This is a genomic window from Streptosporangium sp. NPDC002607 (assembly GCF_053592655.1).
Map to the genome: position 1 here is coordinate 175,324 of NZ_JBSFWD010000003.1, position 18,070 is coordinate 193,393.

An 18,070-nucleotide genomic window follows, 5' to 3' on the forward strand; every position below is an offset into this window, starting at 1 on the left:
GCCCCGTGCGGACCTGTACCGATGCGCGGTCCTTGACCCCTTCCTTGCCGTCGCTGCGCTTTTGGCCTCTCACCTCGCGGAGACCCGCGCCGATGGACGGCCCCGAACCCGCACTTGCCCTCGCTGTGCTTTTCGCAGTATGCGGTACCGGACTTTTCGGTGGTGACCGGATTCCGGTATTCACTTATGCCCAGCACGAAATGGCGAGGAGGCCGGCTTGTGGTGATACTCGTCCGGCGCCTCGTGCGCCTTGGAATTCTCTTCTTATTCTCTGGAATTCGTATGGCCAGCATGCCGGGAAATGACTACGCTTGGTAGTCGAATGGTTACCAGATTCGATGGTTGGGGTTCGCGCCGTTGTCGTTGAACTCCGGCGAGGAGGGCATCGTGGTCAACCTCTACACGCCTCAGGCGATATGGGGCAGGGAGCTGAAGCACTACCGGAAGGCGGCGGGCCTCACCCAGGGGCAGTTGGCCGAGATAATCCACTTCAGCGAGTCCCTGATCAGCGGCGTCGAGACCGGTCTGCTCCCGGCCAGCCCGGAGTTCGCCGACGCCTGCGACACGGCCCTCGACACCGGCGGCGCCCTCCGCCGCCTCCTCGACTGGCGGAAGGGACAGGTCTTCCCGTCCTGGTTCGGCAGGTGGCGCGACCAAGAGGACTCGGCGATCGCCCTCCGGACCTATCAGCCGCTGGTGTTTCCAGGGCTCCTCCAGACCGAGGCATACGCCCGAGTGCTGCTATTCGGAGATGAAGCGAAGGTAGAAGCGCGGCTGAATCGTCAGGCACTCTTCGTCCGTGATGACCCCCAGCCTCCAATATTCCGGTGCGTGATCGACGAGGCGGTTCTCCACCGCCCGATCGGCGGCCCCCAGGTGATGCGAGAGCAGTTGGAGCACCTCATATCGGTGGTCGGACCCCGACTGAGTGTCCAGGTGGTTCCACATGGAATGCACTCGGGCTTGATGGGGGCTTCTCAATTGCGACGATGCCCGGAGGAGGCGAAGTACTGTATGCGGAGACCGCCATACGGGGTATCACCACGAACGATCCGGAGGATGTCGCGACGGCAGTCGAATGTTTCGAAGCCATGCGAACCGAAGCGATTTCGCTGAGTATGTCCATCGATCTTATCAAGAGGGCGGCAGAGGAAAAATGGACCTGAGTAGCGCCAAGTGGTTCAAGTCAAGCTTCTCCGGAAGTAATGGTGGTGACTGTGTTGAGGTCGCGGAACTCAGAGACGTCGTCGACGGCCCTGATCACAAGGCCGAGCACCCCGACCTGATCGCCGTACGCGATTCCAAGGACCCCGACGGCCCGAAGCTCTTTTTCACCCCCGCCGAGTGGGACGCCTTCGTCGGCGGTGTGAAGGCCAGCGAGTTCGACCTCGGCTGAGAGGTCCCCTCCCGGCCGCCTGGACATTCCCTCCTGGCGGCCGGTTGCCTTCCGGAGACGATCCGCGAGGTCAGACGGGTCTCGTACATGCCTGTCACACGTCGCGTTCCAGGTCCGGGCAGGTCGCTCGTGCTTGTCCGCGTTCTGGGCGGCGAGCATGTCGACGGTGGTCGTCAGGCCATGCTGCGGCGGAGGTCGCAGCCAGGGAAAACCTCACACCCGCGTACCCGGTCCGAGGTATCGCTCCGTTACGTTTTCCGCGGTGGGTTCCTCTTTTCGCCCGCTGTCCGAGCACGAAGGAAGACGTATGGAAATTTGGATCAACCCCGACTGTTCCAAGTGCCGCTCCGCGCTGTCCGTCCTGGATGCCGAGAAGGCCGAGTACACGGTCCGCCGCTACCTGGAAGACCCGCCCGACGAGCGGGAACTCCGCGAGGTGCTGACCAGGCTCGGCCTCGAACCCTGGGACATCACCCGGACGGGTGAGAGCGCGGCCACCGAGCTCGGCCTGGCCGACTGGCCCCGTACCCCCGAGAGCCGTGACCGCTGGATCCGGGCGCTCGCCGACCGCCCGATCCTCATCCAGCGCCCCATCATCACCGCCGACGACGGACCGGCCGTCGTCGCCCGAACCGAGGAGGCCGTCCGCTCGCTGCTTCCGCGTTCGTAGGCGTCGAGCATCCTGGGCACATCCGCGAAACACGGATGACGGCCGTCCGGGAGGCGACGGCCGCTGTTCCAGCCAGTGACGCCCGCCCCTGGATGTCCACCACGCCCGATCCGGCGGACATTCCGGCGCGCGGCCGGGTGTCAACCGGTGATGGTGCCCACCGCTGCGAGGAGGTAGAGACCTCCGGCGGAGGAGACCGCGAGGCCGGCGGCGGCCGGGGCCCAGGCCATGACCGCGGAGGCCAGTGACCACCTGTGGGTTCCGTGGGCCAGCAGGGTGTAGCCCCGGATCGTCACGACGCCCACGCCGGTCAGGGTGAGGGCCATCCCCACGCCGAAGGTGGCGACGAGCGCGACGGCGTCGAAGGCCCGGCCGGTGAGCAGCCCGCTCATCAGGACGACGAACGCCGACGGGGAGGGCAGCAGGCCGCCGGAGAGGGCGAGCGCGACGAGGCCCCGGCGTGACCAGGGGTCCGGCCCGTCCTCGACCTGATGCTCGTGCCCATGTCCGTGCCCGTGCCCGTGGCCATGTCCGTGGCCATGTCCGTGCTGCGCCTGGCGCCGGCGCCCTTGGAGGTGGCGGTAGGTCAGGTGGATGCCGACGCAGATGGTGACCAGTCCGGCCAGCACCTGCATCCAGGCGGTGACGCTCTCCGTGCCGAAACTCGCGGCGCTGCTGAGCCCCACCCAGGCGAACGCCAGCACCAGCACCGAGAAGGTGTGCATCAACGCGACGATGACTCCCAGGCGCAGCGCGTCGCGGTAGTTGCCCCGGGTGCCGACCAGGTAGGCCGCGGTGACGCTCTTGCCGTGGCCGGGGGCGACCGCGTGCATCGCTCCGGCGACGAGGGCGACGGCGAGGACCACCCAGAAGACGCCCCTGTTGTCGAAGAGCGAGATGAACCGGCTCTCGAAGCCGCTGAGCTCCGTCATGATCGCGTACCCGTCGTACTCACCCTGCGCCGGGTGCGCAGCATGACGAACGCGCCCGCCCCGGCCAGCAGTACGGCGGCGCCGACGGCGACGCTCGTCGTCTGCCAGGACATGCCGTTCCCCGCCGTGCCGGAGAAGCTCAGACGCTGGGTGCTGACCGCCTCGGTGAAGAGCGTCTGCTTGGGGGTGGCGGGCGTGTCCGCGATGAGCATCGTCCGGTACGCCGTGTTGAGGTCGGTCAGGGCGGCGACGGTCACCTCCACCTCGGTCACCGGGCTCTGGCAGTCGAAGACGAACCGGGCGCCGTCGACGAGCAGCGCCCGGAGTTCCTCCAGCCGGCTCTCGCACGGCCGGCCGGCCTGGGCGACCGTGATCTTCTCCAGCAGGTAGTCGCGGAGGGCCGTTGAGCGCTCCAGTTTCTGCTCGCCGGTCAGCTCCGTCGAGACGGTGCCGGTGGACGGGTCCTCGAACGCGCCGAGCGACTGGCCGAGCGCGACCCAGTCGTCCTCGGCCGGGAGCCACGAGATGGTCACGCGCGAGCCGTCGGCCTCGATCCGCGCGGTGGACGGTGGTCCGAAGGGATGGGCGGCGGCCGGGGTGGCCCAGCCGGCCAGGGCGCCGACGAGCAGCGCGCCCGCCAGCGTACGGGCATGGATTTTCAATGGATTTCCTGTCCGACAAGGCTCCGGCACGTCCGGAGGACGGGGCCGCCGTGACGGCGGCCCCGTCCCCTGGCGGGTTTACTTCTTGTCGACCGTGACGGCCGGGCTGGTGATCTTCTGGTTGGCGCTGTCCAGGTAGACCACGTAGGTCTCGCCCTTCTTCAGGTTGCTCGGCACCCTGAAGGTGTAGGTCAGACGGCCCAGCTCATCGGCCTCCTGCGTGCCGATCGAGATGTTGTCGTTCCCCTTTCCAGGGTTGCCGTCGCCCGCCTTCTTCATGAAGACGGACACCCGCTCGGCCGGGTCGTAGCCGTACGCGGAGATCGTGAGCTCGCCGCGGTGCTCGACGGCGGTCTTGTCGACGGTGACCTGCTCACCGACGGTGTTCTCCGCGGTACGGACCTCGTTGACGGTGCGCTCGCCCTTGTTGTTCTTCCGGACGACGAAGCCGTCGTGGTGCTCGCCGTTGGCGTACCGGGCCTCGAACGTGATCTTGTCGGCCTCGATGTCGATCAGCTGGTAGAGCTGGGTGTTCTGGCTCTTGCTGACGACCTCGGCGCCGTTTCCGGTCCAGTTCTCGCCGTTGTTGAGGGCGTACATCTTGCCGCCGGAGACGGACACGACGTAGGCGACACCGTTGTTGACCGTGACCGACTTGCGGGCGGTCGCCACGTTGCCGCGGCCGTAGGAGTGGTCGTGGCCCTGGAGGACCAGGTCCACGCCGTACTTCTCGAACAGCGGGCCCCACTGGCCGCGTACGGCGGGGTTGTTGCGGGTGCCGGTGGTGGAGTAGACGGGGTGGTGGAAGGTCACCACGGTCCACTTGTTCGGGTTGTCCTTGAGCAGACCCTCCAGCCAGGTGGTCTGCGCGGCCATCAGGGTGGTGTTGCTCTGCACGTTGGAGTCCAGGCCGATGAAGCGCACGCCCTGGTAGTCGACGGTGTAGACGGTCTGCTTCAGCTCCGGGTTACCCGGTCCGTTGTCCGGATAGGGGAACTGCGGACGCCAGAAGGTGGACAGGCCGCCGCTGTACTCGTGGTTGCCGGGGATCGAGAGGTTGTTGACCTGGCTGTCGATGAAACCCGCGGCCTTGTACCACTGACCCCACTGCTCCTCGCTGTTCGCGGAGTCGATGAGGTCACCGGCGTTGACGATCATCTTGGCCTGCGGGCGGTCGGCGAACGCCTGGCGGAAGACGCGCGGCACCGCGGAGTCGATGTAGTTCTGCGCGTCGCCGTAGTAGATGAACGAGAACGGCTGGAGGTCGGCCGCCGCGGTGGTGAAGTCGCTCCACTCCGCCCAGTTGGTGCCGTCGCCGACCCGGTAGCTGTAGCGGGTGTTCGGCTTCAGGCCGGTGAACTCGACGGTGTGGTAGATGGAGGCGTACCCCAGCGTGGTGTTGACCGGGGTGGTGCTGATCGCCTTGACGTTGGTGACCGCGCCCGCGGACGGCGCGACATCGCCGAGCGCGCGCGGGGCCTCAAGGATCTGGGCCTGCGCCGAATCGGCGTCGGTCACGGCCCGCCAGGTGACCTTCTGGCTGGCCGACGGCGTGGTGGTGGGAGTGAGGATGACCCGGTCGGGCATGGGGGAGGGCTTGTGGATATCGGCGGCGGGGTACTTCGGCGGCGCGGCCGCGCCGAACGCCACCGGGCTGAACGCGAGGCCGCTGGCGATCAGCACGCCCGCGCTCACCGCCGTCAGCCTGGTACGCCGGGATCCGGCGGATCGGGGCAGTTTGGCTTTGCCCATCATGAACTCTTCTCCAAGGAGGGATCACATTCCACCGAGGGAGTGCGGTAGACGTCGGTATTGATCCAGAAAAGAGGGACAAAAGCCCATATAGGGCATTACGCCCGGATGAACACCTCCTCCCAGGTATCTCTGGCCCCAACCGCACCATTGATGTCGCCGGAAGGCCGTGCGCTCGACACCTTCCGTTGCCCTCGCGTTCGGTGGCGCGCGCCTAACATCGTGCGAGCGGGCTCGGGTGGAAAGGAAACACGTACGCCTACTTCGCGACCTGCGCCACATGGCACGCGGTTTCGCTGAGGGTTCCTCCTCCCGGGCCGAGGCCGAGGCCGCCGAACGGGAGGTATTTGATGACGGGCCCCCGGCAGGCCGGTGACCGGCGGTCCGCCCGCCGCTGGACGCTGCTTCCCGGCTTCGTGGTGCTCGGCGCGCTCTTCCTGCCGCCGTCCACGTCGGGGACGACGGGCCCGGCGGGGCCGATGGTCAAGGACGAGACCTTCATCACCGCGGAGACCGGCGGGCTCCTGCACATCGAGGCGGGGGAGTGTTTCACCGACCCGGCCTACTCCCCGGAGGCGGCCGAGGTCGTCGTGCTCTACACACCCTGCAGGGAGCAGGCGGCCAACCAGTCGTACGGCTTCGTGCACGCCCCCGACGGTGAATGGGATCCGGCCGCGCTGACCACGTTCGCCCGGGAGAGTTGCCGGCGGGGGTTCGACAGCAACTGGAGCGGTGAGTCGGCCTCGGGACTGGATTTCTACCCGGTCATGCCGACCCGGGAGACCTGGGCCGACGGCGACCGCGATGTGATGTGCGTGGTCTACAGCCCCGAAGGCCCGATGAACGGCTCGGCGCTCCCCCTGGCGGGGTGGTGATCGCGGGTCGTCTATATCGCCTCGACGGCCTCCACCAGGACGTCCGGGCCGCCCACGTTGCCCGGCACGACCACGCAGGTCGTGGCGGCCGCGTCGGTGTCCAGGTCCCAGACGGACACTCCCGGCAGCACCTGGCCCCGCACGGTGGCGGCGGCGGCCCGCAGTCCGGTGGCCGTCACCTCGGCCGAGGTGATGCCCCCCTTGGAGACCACCACGCGGGCGGTGTCCGACAGCTCGCGGACCGCCGTCATGAGTGCGGTCATCACCGCCTCGCCGTGCGCGAGGGTGTTGTGGCCTTCGTGGCGCACCCGCTCCGAGCTGATCACCGCGATGCCCTCCCCGGTCAGCGCCCTCCTCGCGTCCGCGACGATGGCGTGACCGGCCGCCGTGCCGTTCCGCAGTGCCGCCTCGGTGCTGATCGTCAGCGTGGTGACGCCACGGCGCCGCTCCAGTTCCGCGAGCTGAGCGGTCGCCCCCGAGGTGTGCGAACCGCAGACCACCAGGACGGGGCCGCGACCGCCGTTCAGCGGCCGCGGCAGCAGACCCCGGCTGACCGCGCCGGCGCACCGGGCGGCCAGCGGCGCCGCGGAACGGACGACCACGGGCCTGCCCCGCTCCCGCGCCGCCAGCAGGCCCCGGTGGACCAGATCGACGTCCTCGTCGGTCTCGGCGTCCGGCGTCACCACGGTGCGGCCGGGCGCGGCGAGCAGGGCCGCGGCCACGGCCTCGCCCCGCGAGGAGCGGACCTCCTCGAGCGGCACCGGGAACGCCTCCCTGGCACCGATCTCCCGCACGTACCCGACCAGGTCGCCGTGACGGAAGGAGAAGACCGGGTCGTTGGCGTACTCCGTCAGGTGGGCGGGGGTCGGCACCCCGCCGACCAGGACATGGTGCACCCCGCCGACCGTGGTCCGGCCCCCGTCGGGGAAGGCCGGCAGGAAGAGGATCGGGCTGTCGCCGGTGGTGAACACGTCCGTCTCGGCGAAGACGTGTCCGCGCAGCGTCGAGTCCCCGCGCAGCACGACCTGGATCTCGGTGTCCAGCTCGGCCGAGGCCGCGTCGACCTCGCCGCGGATCCGCCGGCACAGTGCCACCGCCGCGGCCTCGTCGATCGCCCGCGAGTTCGTCTGCAGGTAGACCGAGTCCACCGCGCGCAACGTCTCGGTGAGACGGGCGGCGTCCCAGCGCAGCAGCACCCGGACCCCACTGGCCGACTGGGTGCCGGTGGGGTCGTCATCGAGCACGACGGTCTTCATGCCAGCTCTTCGAGCACCTTGGCGACGACGGTGCCGGTGGCCAGGCCGTACCTCTCGTGCAGGGTGGGCAGGGCGCCGGCGTCCAGGAAGGCGTCGGGGAGGGCGATCGGGACGACCCGCCTGCCGATGCCGGCCCGCACGACCGCCGAGGCGACCGTCTCGAAGAGCCCGCCCACCACCGTGTGGTTCTCCAGCGTGACCACCAGCCGGTCGCTGTCGACCTCGGCGAGGACGGTCTCGGCGTCGAAGGGCTTGATCGTCGGAGTGTGCACCACCGCGACGTCGACATTGTGCCTGGCCAGCTCCTCGGCCGCCTGCAGGGCGCGCATCGTCATCAGGCCGCTTGACACGAACACGACGTCGTTGCCGCCGCGGAGCACCGCCGCCTTGCCGAGCCGGAAGGTGTAGTCGTACTCGTCGAGGACCGTCGGCACCCTGCCGCGCAGCAGGCGCAGGTAGGTCGGGCCGTCGGACGCGGCCAGCTGGGGCACCGCCTGCTCGATGTCGACGGAGTCGCACGGGTCGACGATCGTCAGGTTCGGCATGCCGCGGAAGATGGCGATGTCCTCAGTGGCCTGGTGGCTCGGGCCGTACCCCGTGGTCAGACCGGGCAGGCCACCGATCACGTTCACGTTCAGGTTCGGCTCGGCGATGTCCAGGCACAGGAAGTCGTACGCGCGGCGTGCCGCGAACACCGAGTACGTCGAGGCGAACGGGATGAGGCCGACCTCGGCCATGCCCGCCGCCGCCCCGAGCAGCAACTGCTCGGCCATGCCCATCTGGAAGAACCGCTCGGGGTGGGCCTTGGCGAAGACGTGCATGTCGGTGTACTTGCCCAGGTCCGCGGTGAGTCCCACGACGCGCGGGTCCTGCTCGGCCAGAGCGGCCAGGGCGTGGCCGAAGGGCGCGTTCGCGGTCCTCTGCCCGGGGTCGGCGAATGAGGCGATCATCGCCGAGGTCGTCAGGCGCCTGGCGCCCGTCGCGGTGCTCACAGTACTTCCACTCCCTCGTACCCGGCCGTCAGCTGCTGACGGCACAGCTCCCACTCGTCCTCGTCGATTCGCATGAAGTGGGCCTTCTCGCGGGTCTCCAGCAGCGGGACGCCCCGGCCGATCCTGGTGTCGCACAGGATCACCGAGGGCCTGCCCTCCGGGTGGGCCTGCTCGGCGGCGGCGTCGAAGGCCGCGAGCAGCGCCTCCACGTCGTTACCGTCCACCCGCTGGGTGAACCAGCCCGCCGCGACCCATTTCCCCTCCGCCGGCTCGATGCGCATGACCGTCTCGGTCTTCCCGTCGGCCTGCAGGGCGTTCATGTCGACCATCGCGGTCAGCCGGCCCAGCCTGTGGTGGGCGGCGCCCATCGCCGCCTCCCAGGTCGAGCCCTCGTCCAGCTCACCGTCGGACAGGAAGTTGTAGATCCGTGAGTCCGACCCCTGGTGGCGCAGCCCGAGGGCCATGCCGACGGCGACGGTCAGTCCGTGGCCGAGCGATCCTCCGGAGATCTCCATACCGGGCGTGTAGGACGCCATTCCGGACATCGGGAGCCGTGACCCGTCGGAGCCGTAGGTCTCCAGCTCGTCGAGGGGCACGACGCCCGCCTCGGCCAGGGCCGCGTAGAGGGCGATGGCGTAGTGGCCGGTGGAGAGCAGGAACCTGTCGCGCTCGGCCCAGTGCTCGTCGTCCGCCCGGTAGCGGAGCTGGTCGACGTAGGTGACCGCCAGCATGTCGGCGACCCCGAGTGCCTGGCCGACGTAGCCCTGGCCCTGCGCCTCGCCCATGTTCAGGGTGTGGTGACGCATCCGGTAGGCCGCACCGCGCACCCTCTCCGCCCGCGCCGCCGGATCGAGGCGGCCGGCCTGCGGTTCACTGAGTGTGGTCATGTCTGTTCTCGTTCTCTCTTCAGACGGTCGCGGCCGTGGTCGTGGACGACGCCGGGGTGCCGACCTTGACCGGAGCGGTCTCCGGGGTGAGGGTGGCGGCGATCGTCGAGACCACGCCGAGCAGCATGAACAGCACCGCCGGGCCGATCCACCCGATGGATCCGTACAGGGCGGTGGCCAGGAAGGGCAGCAGGCCGGCGACCAGCGAGGCGCCGTTGTAGCCGAGGGAGATTCCCGAGGAGCGGACGTCACGGGGGAACTGCTCGGAGAACCAGGAGGACTCCACGGAGAAGATCGGGTCGTGGCTCAGCAGCAGGCTCAGGGCGACCGCGACGACGACCATGAGGACCGCGCCGGTGTTGATCATGAGGAACATCGGGATGCCGAACGCGATCGTGAACAGCGACCCGATCAGGAACACCGGCTTGCGGCCGATCCGGTCGGACAGCGCGCCGTACAGCAGGTGACTGGCCAGGCCGAGCGCGGATCCGACGATGGTGCCGATCAGCACGTTCTGCTTGTCGGTCAGCTCGGCGAGCACCACGTACGAGAGCATGAAGCTGGTGGTCACGTAGTACCCGCCGGTCTCCGCGAGCCGCAGAGTCATGATCTTGAGGATCACCCGCCAGTCGCGCCTGATGACGTCCAGTGCCGGAGCCTTGCGGATCTCGTTGTTCTTCTTCATCTCCGCGAAGTCGGGCGACTCGGAGACGCCCATCCGGATGAAGATGCCGACGGCGACCATCACCACGGAGAGCAGGAAGGGCGCCCGCCACACCCAGGAGCCCTCCAGCAGGGCCTCGCTGAGCAGGAACGCGCCGTTGGCCAGCAGCAGCCCGGCCGGGATGCCGATCTGCGGGACCGCGCCGAAGAAGCCGCGGCGGCGTTCGGGGGCGTGTTCGACGGCCATCAGGACGGCTCCGCCCCACTCGGCGCCGAAGCCGATGCCCTGAAGGATCCGCAGCAGGATCAGCAGGATCGGCGCGAGCGCGCCCGCCTGGTCGTAGGTCGGCAGCACGCCCACCAGGACGGTCGCGACGCCCATGAGCACCAGCGACCACATCAGGATCGTCTTGCGGCCGACCCGGTCGCCGTAGTGTCCGGCGAGGTAGCCGCCGAGCGGGCGGAACAGGAAGCCGACGGCGAGCGTGGCGAACGATGCCAGCACGCCGACGAGCTTGTCCTCGGAGTGGAAGAACACCGTGCCGAAGTAGGCGGCCGAGGCGGTGCCGTAGATGAAGAAGTCGTAGCTCTCCACCGCGGTGCCGACCATCGAGGCGAAGGACACCTTTGCCGGGTTGTCCCGGTGAGCACCGGCGACGTTGGATGCAGCGGTCATGTGCCGCTCCTCGCTATCTTAATGATCTTGATCACTGGGGGTGTTCGTAGGTTTCGATGACCCGTGAGTCGTCACGTGTCGAAAGACCCGCGTCGGCGGCCTGCTGGTAGCGGGCCCTGGCGACGTCGAGGAGGGGGGTCTGCGCCCCGGCCGCCCGCGCGGCCTCGTACACGAGGCCGCTGTCCTTGACGAAGATGTTGATCGTGCTGGTGACGTCGACGTCGGTGCCCCGCAGCATGCGCGGCCCGCGGTCGGAGAGCATCCATGATCCGGCGGCTCCCCGCTCCACGAGGGAGAGGACCTTCTCCTTGTCCAGCCCGAGCGTGGACGCGAGAGCGAGGGCTTCGGCCGCCGCCACGATGTGGACCGAGCAGAGGTGCTGGTTGACCACCTTGATGGCCTGACCGTCACCGAGCGCGTCTCCGACCGCCTGGACCGTTCCAAATCTGTCGAGGACGGGACGGGCGGCCTCGATGTCGGTGGCCGGGCCCGAGGCGAACAGGGTGAGCTCGCCGGTCCGGGCCCTGGCCACCCCGCCGGTGACCGGCACGTCGACCACGACCGCGCCGGCCATCTGTAGCCGGGCGCCCTGCTCGCGCACCGCCTCCGGGCCCACCGTGCTCATCACGATCCAGCGCTGACCGGTCACATCCACTGCCAGCGCCTCGGTGACAAGGGCTTCGAGCTGCGCCGGAGTGGCGACCATGACGACCACGAACTCGGTCTTGGGCGCTTCGGAGAACCGGGAGACCGCCCGTACGCCGGCGGCCTCGGCCCGCTCGTGCGCGGCCGGTAGCGGGTCCACCCCGGTGACCGCGTAGCCGGCGGACACCAGTTGGGCCGCCATCGGCAGGCCGATGGCGCCGATACCGACGAAAACGACTGTTGGGTCGCTCATGGACATCCTTCTGTTCTGGGTGATCCGGCCCTGTTTCTGGGCATGGCATGGCCCACTGCCCGCGCGGGGGTGGCGTGTCGTTGTCGTGTGTGGGGGGCCTAGGGCGAGTGCGTGAGGGAGGACCACACCTCGAAGTGCCTGCGCATCGCGATCCGCGCGCCCTCGCCGTCCCGTTCGCCGATGGCCTCGACGATCCCGTAGTGGACCGTGTCGATGACCCGGGTCTTGCCCGGGGTCAGGGGCTCGCGTTCCACCGCCAGCCGGCGGCGCTCGACGACCTCGCTGCGGAGCACGTGGCTGAGGCCGTCGTGGACAAGGTTGAAGACGGGGTTGTCGACGATCAAAAACAGCCGGTGGTGGAACTTCAGGTCCGCTTCGAGAGCGCGCTCGCCGTCGCCGTCGCCGCTGGCCTTGACCATCTCGTCAACGAGTTCACGCAGGGCGTCGACGTCGTCCGCGGTGGCCAGTCTCGCCGCCGCCTCGGCGACGGACACCTCCAGCATCTTCCGTGCCGACGTGAACTGTTCCTGGCTCAGGTGGCCGAGCTGGACGCCCAGGTCGAAGTAGAGCTGGATGAAACCGGCGTCCGGGGTGCTCAGGTAGGAACCCCTGCCCTGCGTGCGGTCCAGGAAGCCCAGCATCTCCAGCATCGACAACTGCTCGCGCAGGGAGCCCCGGCTGACTTCCAGGGAGGTCACCAGCTCGCGCTCCGTGGGCAGGCGCAGGCGGCCGGTGGCGGGCTCGGGACTCGCCTGCTCGGCAAGGCTCCGAACCAGGGATGCCAGATCCATACCCTTCCCCTCCTGGTGACCCTTTGGTTAAACCAATTGCACTGAGGTTAAGCTCACGTTGCTTCCAGGTCAACAGATTGGTCAAACCTATTTTCGGGCGGGGAGATTCCCGTGGGGAGGGCGGGGCCGTCGCGGCGGGTTTCGCCGGCGGCCGGCGGTGCCTTGGCGAACGTCGGAGACGTACCGCCAAGGCACCACCTGTCAGATGGCCGAACGTCGGCGACCAAGCGGGCGCGGCGCCCGCTTGGTCTTGGCGATCATGTCCTACTCCACATCGTTGAGAGCGAGGGGATGTGTGAGCACCTCGGGATCCGCGGCGACCACGCCGGAGAAGCGCCCGGAAGCGAGGAACTCCTCGGCCGCGGCCACCACGGCGTCCGGCGTCACGGCGGCCAGACGGTGCGAGAAGTCGAGCAGCCAGAGCGGATCCATGCCCTTGGCGGCCAGATCGGTGAGCGCGGAGGCGAAGGCGGCACGCGGAGCCATACGGGTCGCCATGGAACCGAGGGCATAGGTGCGGGCGACTTGGATCTCCTGTCCTGTGGGGGGACGCGTCCGCATCCCGCGGAGTTCGGCGCCCAGCACCTCCATCGCGGCGCTGGTGGTGGCGGCCGAGGTGTCGGCCTCGATCGCCAGGAGCCCGCTACCGGGCTGGAGGTCGAAGAACGAGATGACGCTGTACACGTAGCCCTTGTCCTCGCGCAGGCTTCTCGACAGCCGGGAGGAGAGGTAGCCGCCCAGGAGGTTGCAGGTCAGGAAGAGCGCGGGATAGCGCTCGTGCTCTATCGTCACCGCCTGCACGCGCAGCCGGATGCGAGACTGCGGCGCGCCCGGCCGCGGCAGCAGCGCCAGCCGGCCACCGTCGATCCTGGGCAGCGGCGGCAGCGGCGGCGCGCTCCGCGCGAGCGGCCGCCAGCCGGCCAGCGCCTTCTCCACGGCATCGGCCATCCGCTCCGGGTCGTCCGGCGAGAGGATGATCAGGACGGCGCCGCTGGGGTCGAACGGCCGGTGCCGCGGCTCCGCGATCCCGGTCAGCTCGTCCTCCTCCGGCACCAGGAAGGTCGCCGGATGGTCGCCGAACAGGTGCCGCGCCAGCTCGGACCTGACCGCGACGTCGGGGTGGGCTCTGGTCATCCTGAGCTGCGCGATCAGTTGCCCACGCACCGACTCCACCTCGGCGGGCACCCCTTCCACCACCTCCGTCAGCGCTGACATGAGGTGGTCCACGTCCTGCACGGAGCAGGAGGCGGTGACGGTCGTCTTGTACACGTCGGCCGCCACGCTCAGCTCCACGCCGTCGTCCGTGCTCTGCCGTTGCGACAGGCAGGCCGCCAGCAGCATGGACTCGGCCAGATCGCGCCGGGTCAGGCAGGGGGAGGGAAGGTGGAGACGCACCTCGACCAGGGGGGTGACGCCGTGGCGCAGGGCCAGCAGGCGCAGGCCGTTTCCCAGAGTGCGATCCACGACCGCGTTACTCATCGTCCCTCCTCCGGAACAGCTCTGAGCAGCGCGCGGGAATCCGGGCGCAGGCCGCGCGCCGCCGCCGCCACATCGGCGGCGGTCACCTCGGCGCACAGTTCGGGCAGCCGCGCGACGCGGCCGGGATCAGCGAACAGCAGCTCGAATCGCCCGGTCATCCGCACCTGGTTGGCGAGCTGGTCCATGGACCGGTGATGGGAGTTGACCCACGCGGTACGCCAGCGCAGCAACTCCTCGTCGGTGGGCCCGAGCGCGCCGATCGACTCCAGTTCGGCGTCCACGGCGGCCAGCACCCGTTCGGCCGGCAACTCCTTCGGGTGGACCGCGGTGAGGATCCACATGTCCGGCTCGCGAGCGTCGAGGAAGTCGAACAGGCCGACGCGGGCCGAGAAGATGACGGCCTGCCCCGTCTCACGCCGCAGTCGCTCACGCAGCCGCGGCTGGGTGCCCCCGGCCAGAACGCCCGCGAGGGCGGACAGCGCGAAGTGGGCATGTGGGTCGGCGGCCGGGTCAGGTACCCGGTGGCCGACGGCGAAGGCGGGAAGCGGCGCCAGCGAGTCGGTGTACTCGGCCTCCAGCTGACCGGCCGGCTCCGGCTCCCACCAGGAGCCGAGCGCGGGGGCGGGCCGGGGCGGGATCTCCCCGAAGGTACGCCCGATGACCTCCAGCACCGCGCCGGGCTCGACGTCACCCACGACCGTCACCACGGCGTTGGCCGGGCTGTAATGGCGGTCGAAGAAGTCCACGCAGTCATGAAGGGTGACCTGTTGGAGGGCGGCGTAGTCGCCGTACCCGTCGTGGGCGTTGGCGAAGTCGTGGAAGAGCACGGGGGACAGCCTGGGCCAGGGGAAGCCGCCGTAGGGCTTGCGGATCTTGCCCAGCACCTCCTCCCGCACGACCGAGGTCTGGGCCCGGATGGCCCGCTCGGTGATCTTCGGGGCTCGCATGCGACCGGCCTCCAGCGCGATCGCCCGCGCGACAGCCTCGGCGGGGACGACGTTGTAGAAGTCGGTGTAGTCCTGCCGGGTGGAGGCGTTGCAGAAACCCCCGATGCTCTCAAGCTGCTGGAAGTGGTCCAGCTCGTTGCCGGCCTCCCCCTGGAACATCAGGTGCTCGAACAGATGGGCGAGCCCTGACCTGTTCTCGGCCTCCGCGCGAAAGCCGACGTCGTAGTGGACGGCGACGCCCGCGATGGGCGCGGAGTGCTCCTCCTCGACGACCACCCGCAGCCCGTTGTCCAACGTCACGCGCACGATCTCGGTAGTCTTCATCAGTGGCTCACCTTGTGCGAGGAGGAGGGCAGAAGTTGCCCGGCGTCCGCCGCGTCGATCGCATCGGCGACGATCTTCAGGTAGTCCGCCAGGACATCGTGCCAGCCCACGTAGGCGGCGAAATCGTGGGTGTGGGTCAGGAATCGCAGGGCGGCGGCCCTGCCCACGGCGGCGAGGTCCAGGGGGGCGTTGTAGCCGTCCAGCACGCAGCCGATGAGGGCGTCGTAGTCGAGGGCGGGGAACGTGTTGTGGCCCGGCTGCTGGAACGTTTCACGAAACTCCACCAGTTCGCCGATGAGCCAGCCCACGTCGAACTCCGGCGGACCGGCGCTGAGGTCCTCACCGGTCAGCAGGCAGCCGTCCTGATCCTGGGTCAGGGGCAGCAGGATGCCGTGGCCGGGGGCGCCGTGCAGCAGTACGTGCCGTCCCTCCGACGGCGGCACGCACCACGCCTCGACCGTTGAGATCCGGTCATGGCCGAGGATCCCGGTCGCGTGGGAGTGGAGCTCCGGCGCGGCGGTGGGCCCCTGTCCGCTGCGCAGCCAGGAGAGTAACCGCTGCGGACCCGCCGGTGAGGGCAGGTCGGCCTGCGGCACCGGTACGGTATGCAGCCGGGCGAGGGTCGTGCCGGTTTCCACGAGGGTGTCCATGGCGACCTGTTCGATGTCGAACTTTTCCGCACCCGGCCTTAAACCAAGGAGTATGGCCGCGATCGAGCGGGCCTGACCGGTCCGGTAGGTCACCCCGGCGCCCTCCTTCGGCTCCGGGACGGTGAGCCCGACCCGCCCCCGCGGCACCGCCCGGACGGCTGCCAGGACGGTGGGATCAGGCGTGCGGATCGCGCCGCCGCGGTGGGGCCCGGGGCGCCGGGTCCACCGATAGTCCCCGTCGTCGTGCTTGACGATCGTGGTGAGCACGAAGCCCGTGCCGAAGGATTCGACGACCTTGCTCATCTGGCTTCTTTCTCTCGGATGGCGCGCAGTTTCTCCAGCCGCTCGATCAGAGTGGGGAGCGGGGCGGCCGCCGCAACGCTCTCTTCTCTGGTGTGGGCGCTTATACCGAGCACGGGGTCGACGAACGCGACGTTGGGCCTGGCCTTGATCGCCGCTTGGTGCTGCTGGTAGGCGTATGACCGGATGGCGTTCGGCGGCACTGCCGGCGCGATCCCGATCAGTGCGGAGGTGCACTGGAGCGCCAGCAGCATGGGGGTGTCGCCGAAACCGTTGGCGAACCTGCTCAGGAAGTGGTAGGTCGCCGGGTAGACCAGGACGGTGTCCGGCCAGGACGCGTAGTCCACGTGGGGCGAGCCAGGCTTCGGAACGTCCGGCCAGACGTCAAGTGGCACATCCTTGTTGAGGATGGACGCGAGCGACTGCCGGGTCACGAACCTCTCCGCGCTTCTGGTCACCACCGCCCGGATGTCCAGGCACGGGTAGAAGAGCCGCAACCAGTTGAACCAGTACGGCACGAAGGTGGCGTTGAGCGACCCGGTGACGAGCACGAGCAGACGCTCGGCGCGGAACGACGGCGCACTCTGGGGCTGCCCGGCCTCACTCATCGGCGTTCGCCATCGCGCTGAGGATCTGCTCGGCGTCCGCCGCCGCCGCCGTGAATCCCTCGGTCGACGCGACACCAATGGTGTTGAGAATGACCTCGTCCACGCCCGCCTCGCGGTACTCGCGCAACCGCTCGACGACCTCCTCCGGCGTGCCGTACACGTAGACCCCCGTCTCGACCAGGGCCGCGGCGCCCGCCCGCGGGTCGGCCGGGTCCGCAGGCACCCCGGCTCGCCTGAGCATGTCTGTGTAGTGCGGCGCCCCCAGGTGAGCCCCGGCCCCGACCCGTGCGAGCCTGAGCGGGTCACGGCCGGGGGCGGCCAGCGCCACGTGCACGACGGTCGCGACGCGGGGCACCGAGCCGCGGTCCGCCGCGCCCTCGGCCAGGGCGGGGATCAGCGTGTCCCGGACGTAGCCGGGCGGCGTCATCCAGGTGATGGCCACGTCCGCGACGGCGCCCGCCGCCCGCGCCATGCCCGGGCGGAGGACGCCCAGGCCCACCTCGACGGGCGCGTGCCTCATCGGGAGCAGCCCGCCGGAGGCGACGCACGCCTCGCAGGTGTGCCCGGAGATCCCACCGTCGAGGATGCCGCGCACCGCGCGGGCGTACCCGGCCGCGGCCGTTGCCGGCTTCTCGTACGGCGCGCCGCGAAGCGCCCTGACCAGCTCCGGGGTGGCGGCGCCGTACCCGGCGACCACCGGACGACCGGTGAGTACCGCCAGGCTACGCGCCTGGGCCGCCGCCTCCATCGGATGCCGCAGCGGCATCAGCGTCACGCCCATGCCGGACGGCACCTTGATGCCCCGGCCCGCCAGGTAGGCGATCGTCTGGTGCGTCTCAGCCGCCAAGGACTGTCCCAGCCAAAGTCGGCCGGCCAGCCCGTTCATCACCAGCTTGCCGAAGGGCACCACCACATCGGGATGCGCGGGTTGGGTTGGGAACAGCAACCCGGGAGCCATGGAACCTCCAAGATCAGATATTTGTGCGGGCGCTCAACCCCGCAGCGCGCCGACCCCTGCAGCCGGTTGAACCTCGCATCTGGAGCCGTGACGGTGTCACGGGCCGCCTCTGCGCGCCCGTGACACCGTCACACAATGTTGTGGCCGGTTAGCACTCGAGGACGGCGGTGAAGCTGATGAAGCTGATGGTCAGGACGGTGGTGAGAGGGGTGGCTTCGGGGGTGTCGGTTTCGGGGGTGGTGGCGATTTCGGCGAGGGAGGTGTAGGTGTTGGCGCCTTCGAGCAGGAGTTCGGTGGTCATGTGTTTTTCCTTTTGGGGTGTTGTGTTGTGGGTTTGGGGGTCAGGTGGTTAGC

At 69.3% G+C, this 18,070-nt stretch carries 18 protein-coding genes and 1 pseudogene; 4 read left to right on the forward strand and 15 right to left on the reverse strand.

Going from position 1 to position 18,070, the window contains the following annotated elements; genetic code table 11:
* The first annotated feature begins 387 nt into the window (after positions 1–387).
* The 3 genes and pseudogenes from ACWD3H_RS04765 (at position 388) to ACWD3H_RS04775 (ending at position 2,066) form a co-directional block, all read left to right on the forward strand.
* Positions 388–1,166, forward strand: a pseudogene (locus tag ACWD3H_RS04765) (helix-turn-helix domain-containing protein).
* Complete coding sequence (locus ACWD3H_RS04770; RefSeq protein ID WP_451954041.1) at positions 1,157–1,396, forward strand: DUF397 domain-containing protein; 240 nt, start codon at positions 1,157–1,159, stop codon at positions 1,394–1,396. Before ACWD3H_RS04765 ends, ACWD3H_RS04770 begins: the two are co-directional and overlap by 10 nt.
* A gap of 307 nt (positions 1,397–1,703) precedes the next feature.
* Positions 1,704–2,066: an arsenate reductase family protein gene (locus ACWD3H_RS04775; RefSeq protein WP_355554237.1), complete on the forward strand. Its 363-nt coding sequence runs from the start codon at positions 1,704–1,706 to the stop codon at positions 2,064–2,066.
* 140 nt (positions 2,067–2,206) lie between these two features.
* On the opposite strand, the gene ACWD3H_RS04780 is transcribed toward ACWD3H_RS04775, so the two are convergent.
* The 3 genes from ACWD3H_RS04780 to ACWD3H_RS04790 all read right to left on the reverse strand — a co-directional run bounded on the left by ACWD3H_RS04780 (position 2,207) and on the right by ACWD3H_RS04790 (position 5,415).
* Positions 2,207–2,998 (reverse strand): nickel/cobalt transporter, encoded by a 792-nt coding sequence (locus tag ACWD3H_RS04780; protein ID WP_451954042.1) that lies wholly within the window; start codon positions 2,996–2,998, stop codon positions 2,207–2,209.
* Positions 2,995–3,660 carry a hypothetical protein gene (locus ACWD3H_RS04785; RefSeq protein ID WP_451954043.1) on the reverse strand — a complete coding sequence of 222 codons (666 nt, stop codon included), beginning with the start codon at positions 3,658–3,660 and terminating at the stop codon, positions 2,995–2,997. Before ACWD3H_RS04785 ends, ACWD3H_RS04780 begins: the two co-directional genes overlap by 4 nt.
* Before the next feature lie 78 nt (positions 3,661–3,738).
* Entirely contained in the window at positions 3,739–5,415 is a 1,677-nt protein-coding gene (locus ACWD3H_RS04790; protein WP_451954044.1) for a fibronectin type III domain-containing protein, read from the reverse strand.
* Positions 5,416–5,762: 347 nt separating this feature from the next.
* Between ACWD3H_RS04790 and ACWD3H_RS04795 the strand changes: the two genes are divergently transcribed.
* Positions 5,763–6,287, forward strand: a complete 525-nt coding sequence (locus ACWD3H_RS04795) for a hypothetical protein (RefSeq protein WP_451954045.1) — start codon at positions 5,763–5,765, stop codon at positions 6,285–6,287.
* An 11-nt stretch (positions 6,288–6,298) separates the two neighbouring features.
* Here ACWD3H_RS04795 and ACWD3H_RS04800 read toward each other — a convergent pair whose 3' ends face one another.
* The 12 genes from ACWD3H_RS04800 to ACWD3H_RS04855 all read right to left on the reverse strand — a co-directional run bounded on the left by ACWD3H_RS04800 (position 6,299) and on the right by ACWD3H_RS04855 (position 18,017).
* Positions 6,299–7,543 carry a four-carbon acid sugar kinase family protein gene (locus ACWD3H_RS04800; RefSeq protein WP_451954046.1) on the reverse strand — a complete coding sequence of 415 codons (1,245 nt, stop codon included), beginning with the start codon at positions 7,541–7,543 and terminating at the stop codon, positions 6,299–6,301.
* Positions 7,540–8,535 carry a transketolase family protein gene (locus ACWD3H_RS04805; RefSeq protein WP_451954047.1) on the reverse strand — a complete coding sequence of 332 codons (996 nt, stop codon included), beginning with the start codon at positions 8,533–8,535 and terminating at the stop codon, positions 7,540–7,542. Before ACWD3H_RS04805 ends, ACWD3H_RS04800 begins: the two co-directional genes overlap by 4 nt.
* Positions 8,532–9,422: a transketolase gene (locus ACWD3H_RS04810; protein ID WP_451954048.1), complete on the reverse strand. Its 891-nt coding sequence runs from the start codon at positions 9,420–9,422 to the stop codon at positions 8,532–8,534. The genes ACWD3H_RS04805 and ACWD3H_RS04810 overlap by 4 nt, the downstream gene beginning before the upstream one ends.
* Before the next feature lie 19 nt (positions 9,423–9,441).
* A complete protein-coding gene (locus tag ACWD3H_RS04815) occupies positions 9,442–10,761 on the reverse strand; it encodes an MFS transporter (RefSeq protein ID WP_451954049.1) in 1,320 nt (439 codons plus the stop codon).
* A 31-nt stretch (positions 10,762–10,792) separates the two neighbouring features.
* Positions 10,793–11,785, reverse strand: a complete 993-nt coding sequence (locus tag ACWD3H_RS04820) for an NAD(P)-dependent oxidoreductase (RefSeq protein ID WP_451954050.1) — start codon at positions 11,783–11,785, stop codon at positions 10,793–10,795.
* Complete coding sequence (locus ACWD3H_RS04825; protein WP_355569340.1) at positions 11,758–12,450, reverse strand: FadR/GntR family transcriptional regulator; 693 nt, start codon at positions 12,448–12,450, stop codon at positions 11,758–11,760. The genes ACWD3H_RS04820 and ACWD3H_RS04825 overlap by 28 nt, the downstream gene beginning before the upstream one ends.
* Before the next feature lie 264 nt (positions 12,451–12,714).
* Positions 12,715–13,929, reverse strand: a complete 1,215-nt coding sequence (locus ACWD3H_RS04830) for a M16 family metallopeptidase (protein WP_451954051.1) — start codon at positions 13,927–13,929, stop codon at positions 12,715–12,717.
* The gene (locus ACWD3H_RS04835; protein ID WP_451954052.1) at positions 13,926–15,200 is read right to left on the reverse strand and encodes a M16 family metallopeptidase; all 1,275 of its coding nucleotides are present in this window, start codon (positions 15,198–15,200) and stop codon (positions 13,926–13,928) included. The genes ACWD3H_RS04830 and ACWD3H_RS04835 overlap by 4 nt, the downstream gene beginning before the upstream one ends.
* Positions 15,200–16,153 (reverse strand): hypothetical protein, encoded by a 954-nt coding sequence (locus ACWD3H_RS04840; protein ID WP_451954053.1) that lies wholly within the window; start codon positions 16,151–16,153, stop codon positions 15,200–15,202. The genes ACWD3H_RS04835 and ACWD3H_RS04840 overlap by 1 nt, the downstream gene beginning before the upstream one ends.
* Positions 16,150–16,758 (reverse strand): flavoprotein, encoded by a 609-nt coding sequence (locus ACWD3H_RS04845; protein ID WP_355569315.1) that lies wholly within the window; start codon positions 16,756–16,758, stop codon positions 16,150–16,152. The genes ACWD3H_RS04840 and ACWD3H_RS04845 overlap by 4 nt, the downstream gene beginning before the upstream one ends.
* Positions 16,751–17,716 (reverse strand): LLM class flavin-dependent oxidoreductase, encoded by a 966-nt coding sequence (locus ACWD3H_RS04850; RefSeq protein WP_451954054.1) that lies wholly within the window; start codon positions 17,714–17,716, stop codon positions 16,751–16,753. The genes ACWD3H_RS04845 and ACWD3H_RS04850 overlap by 8 nt, the downstream gene beginning before the upstream one ends.
* A gap of 148 nt (positions 17,717–17,864) precedes the next feature.
* A complete protein-coding gene (locus ACWD3H_RS04855) occupies positions 17,865–18,017 on the reverse strand; it encodes a hypothetical protein (RefSeq protein ID WP_451954055.1) in 153 nt (50 codons plus the stop codon).
* Positions 18,018–18,070 lie beyond the last annotated feature (53 nt).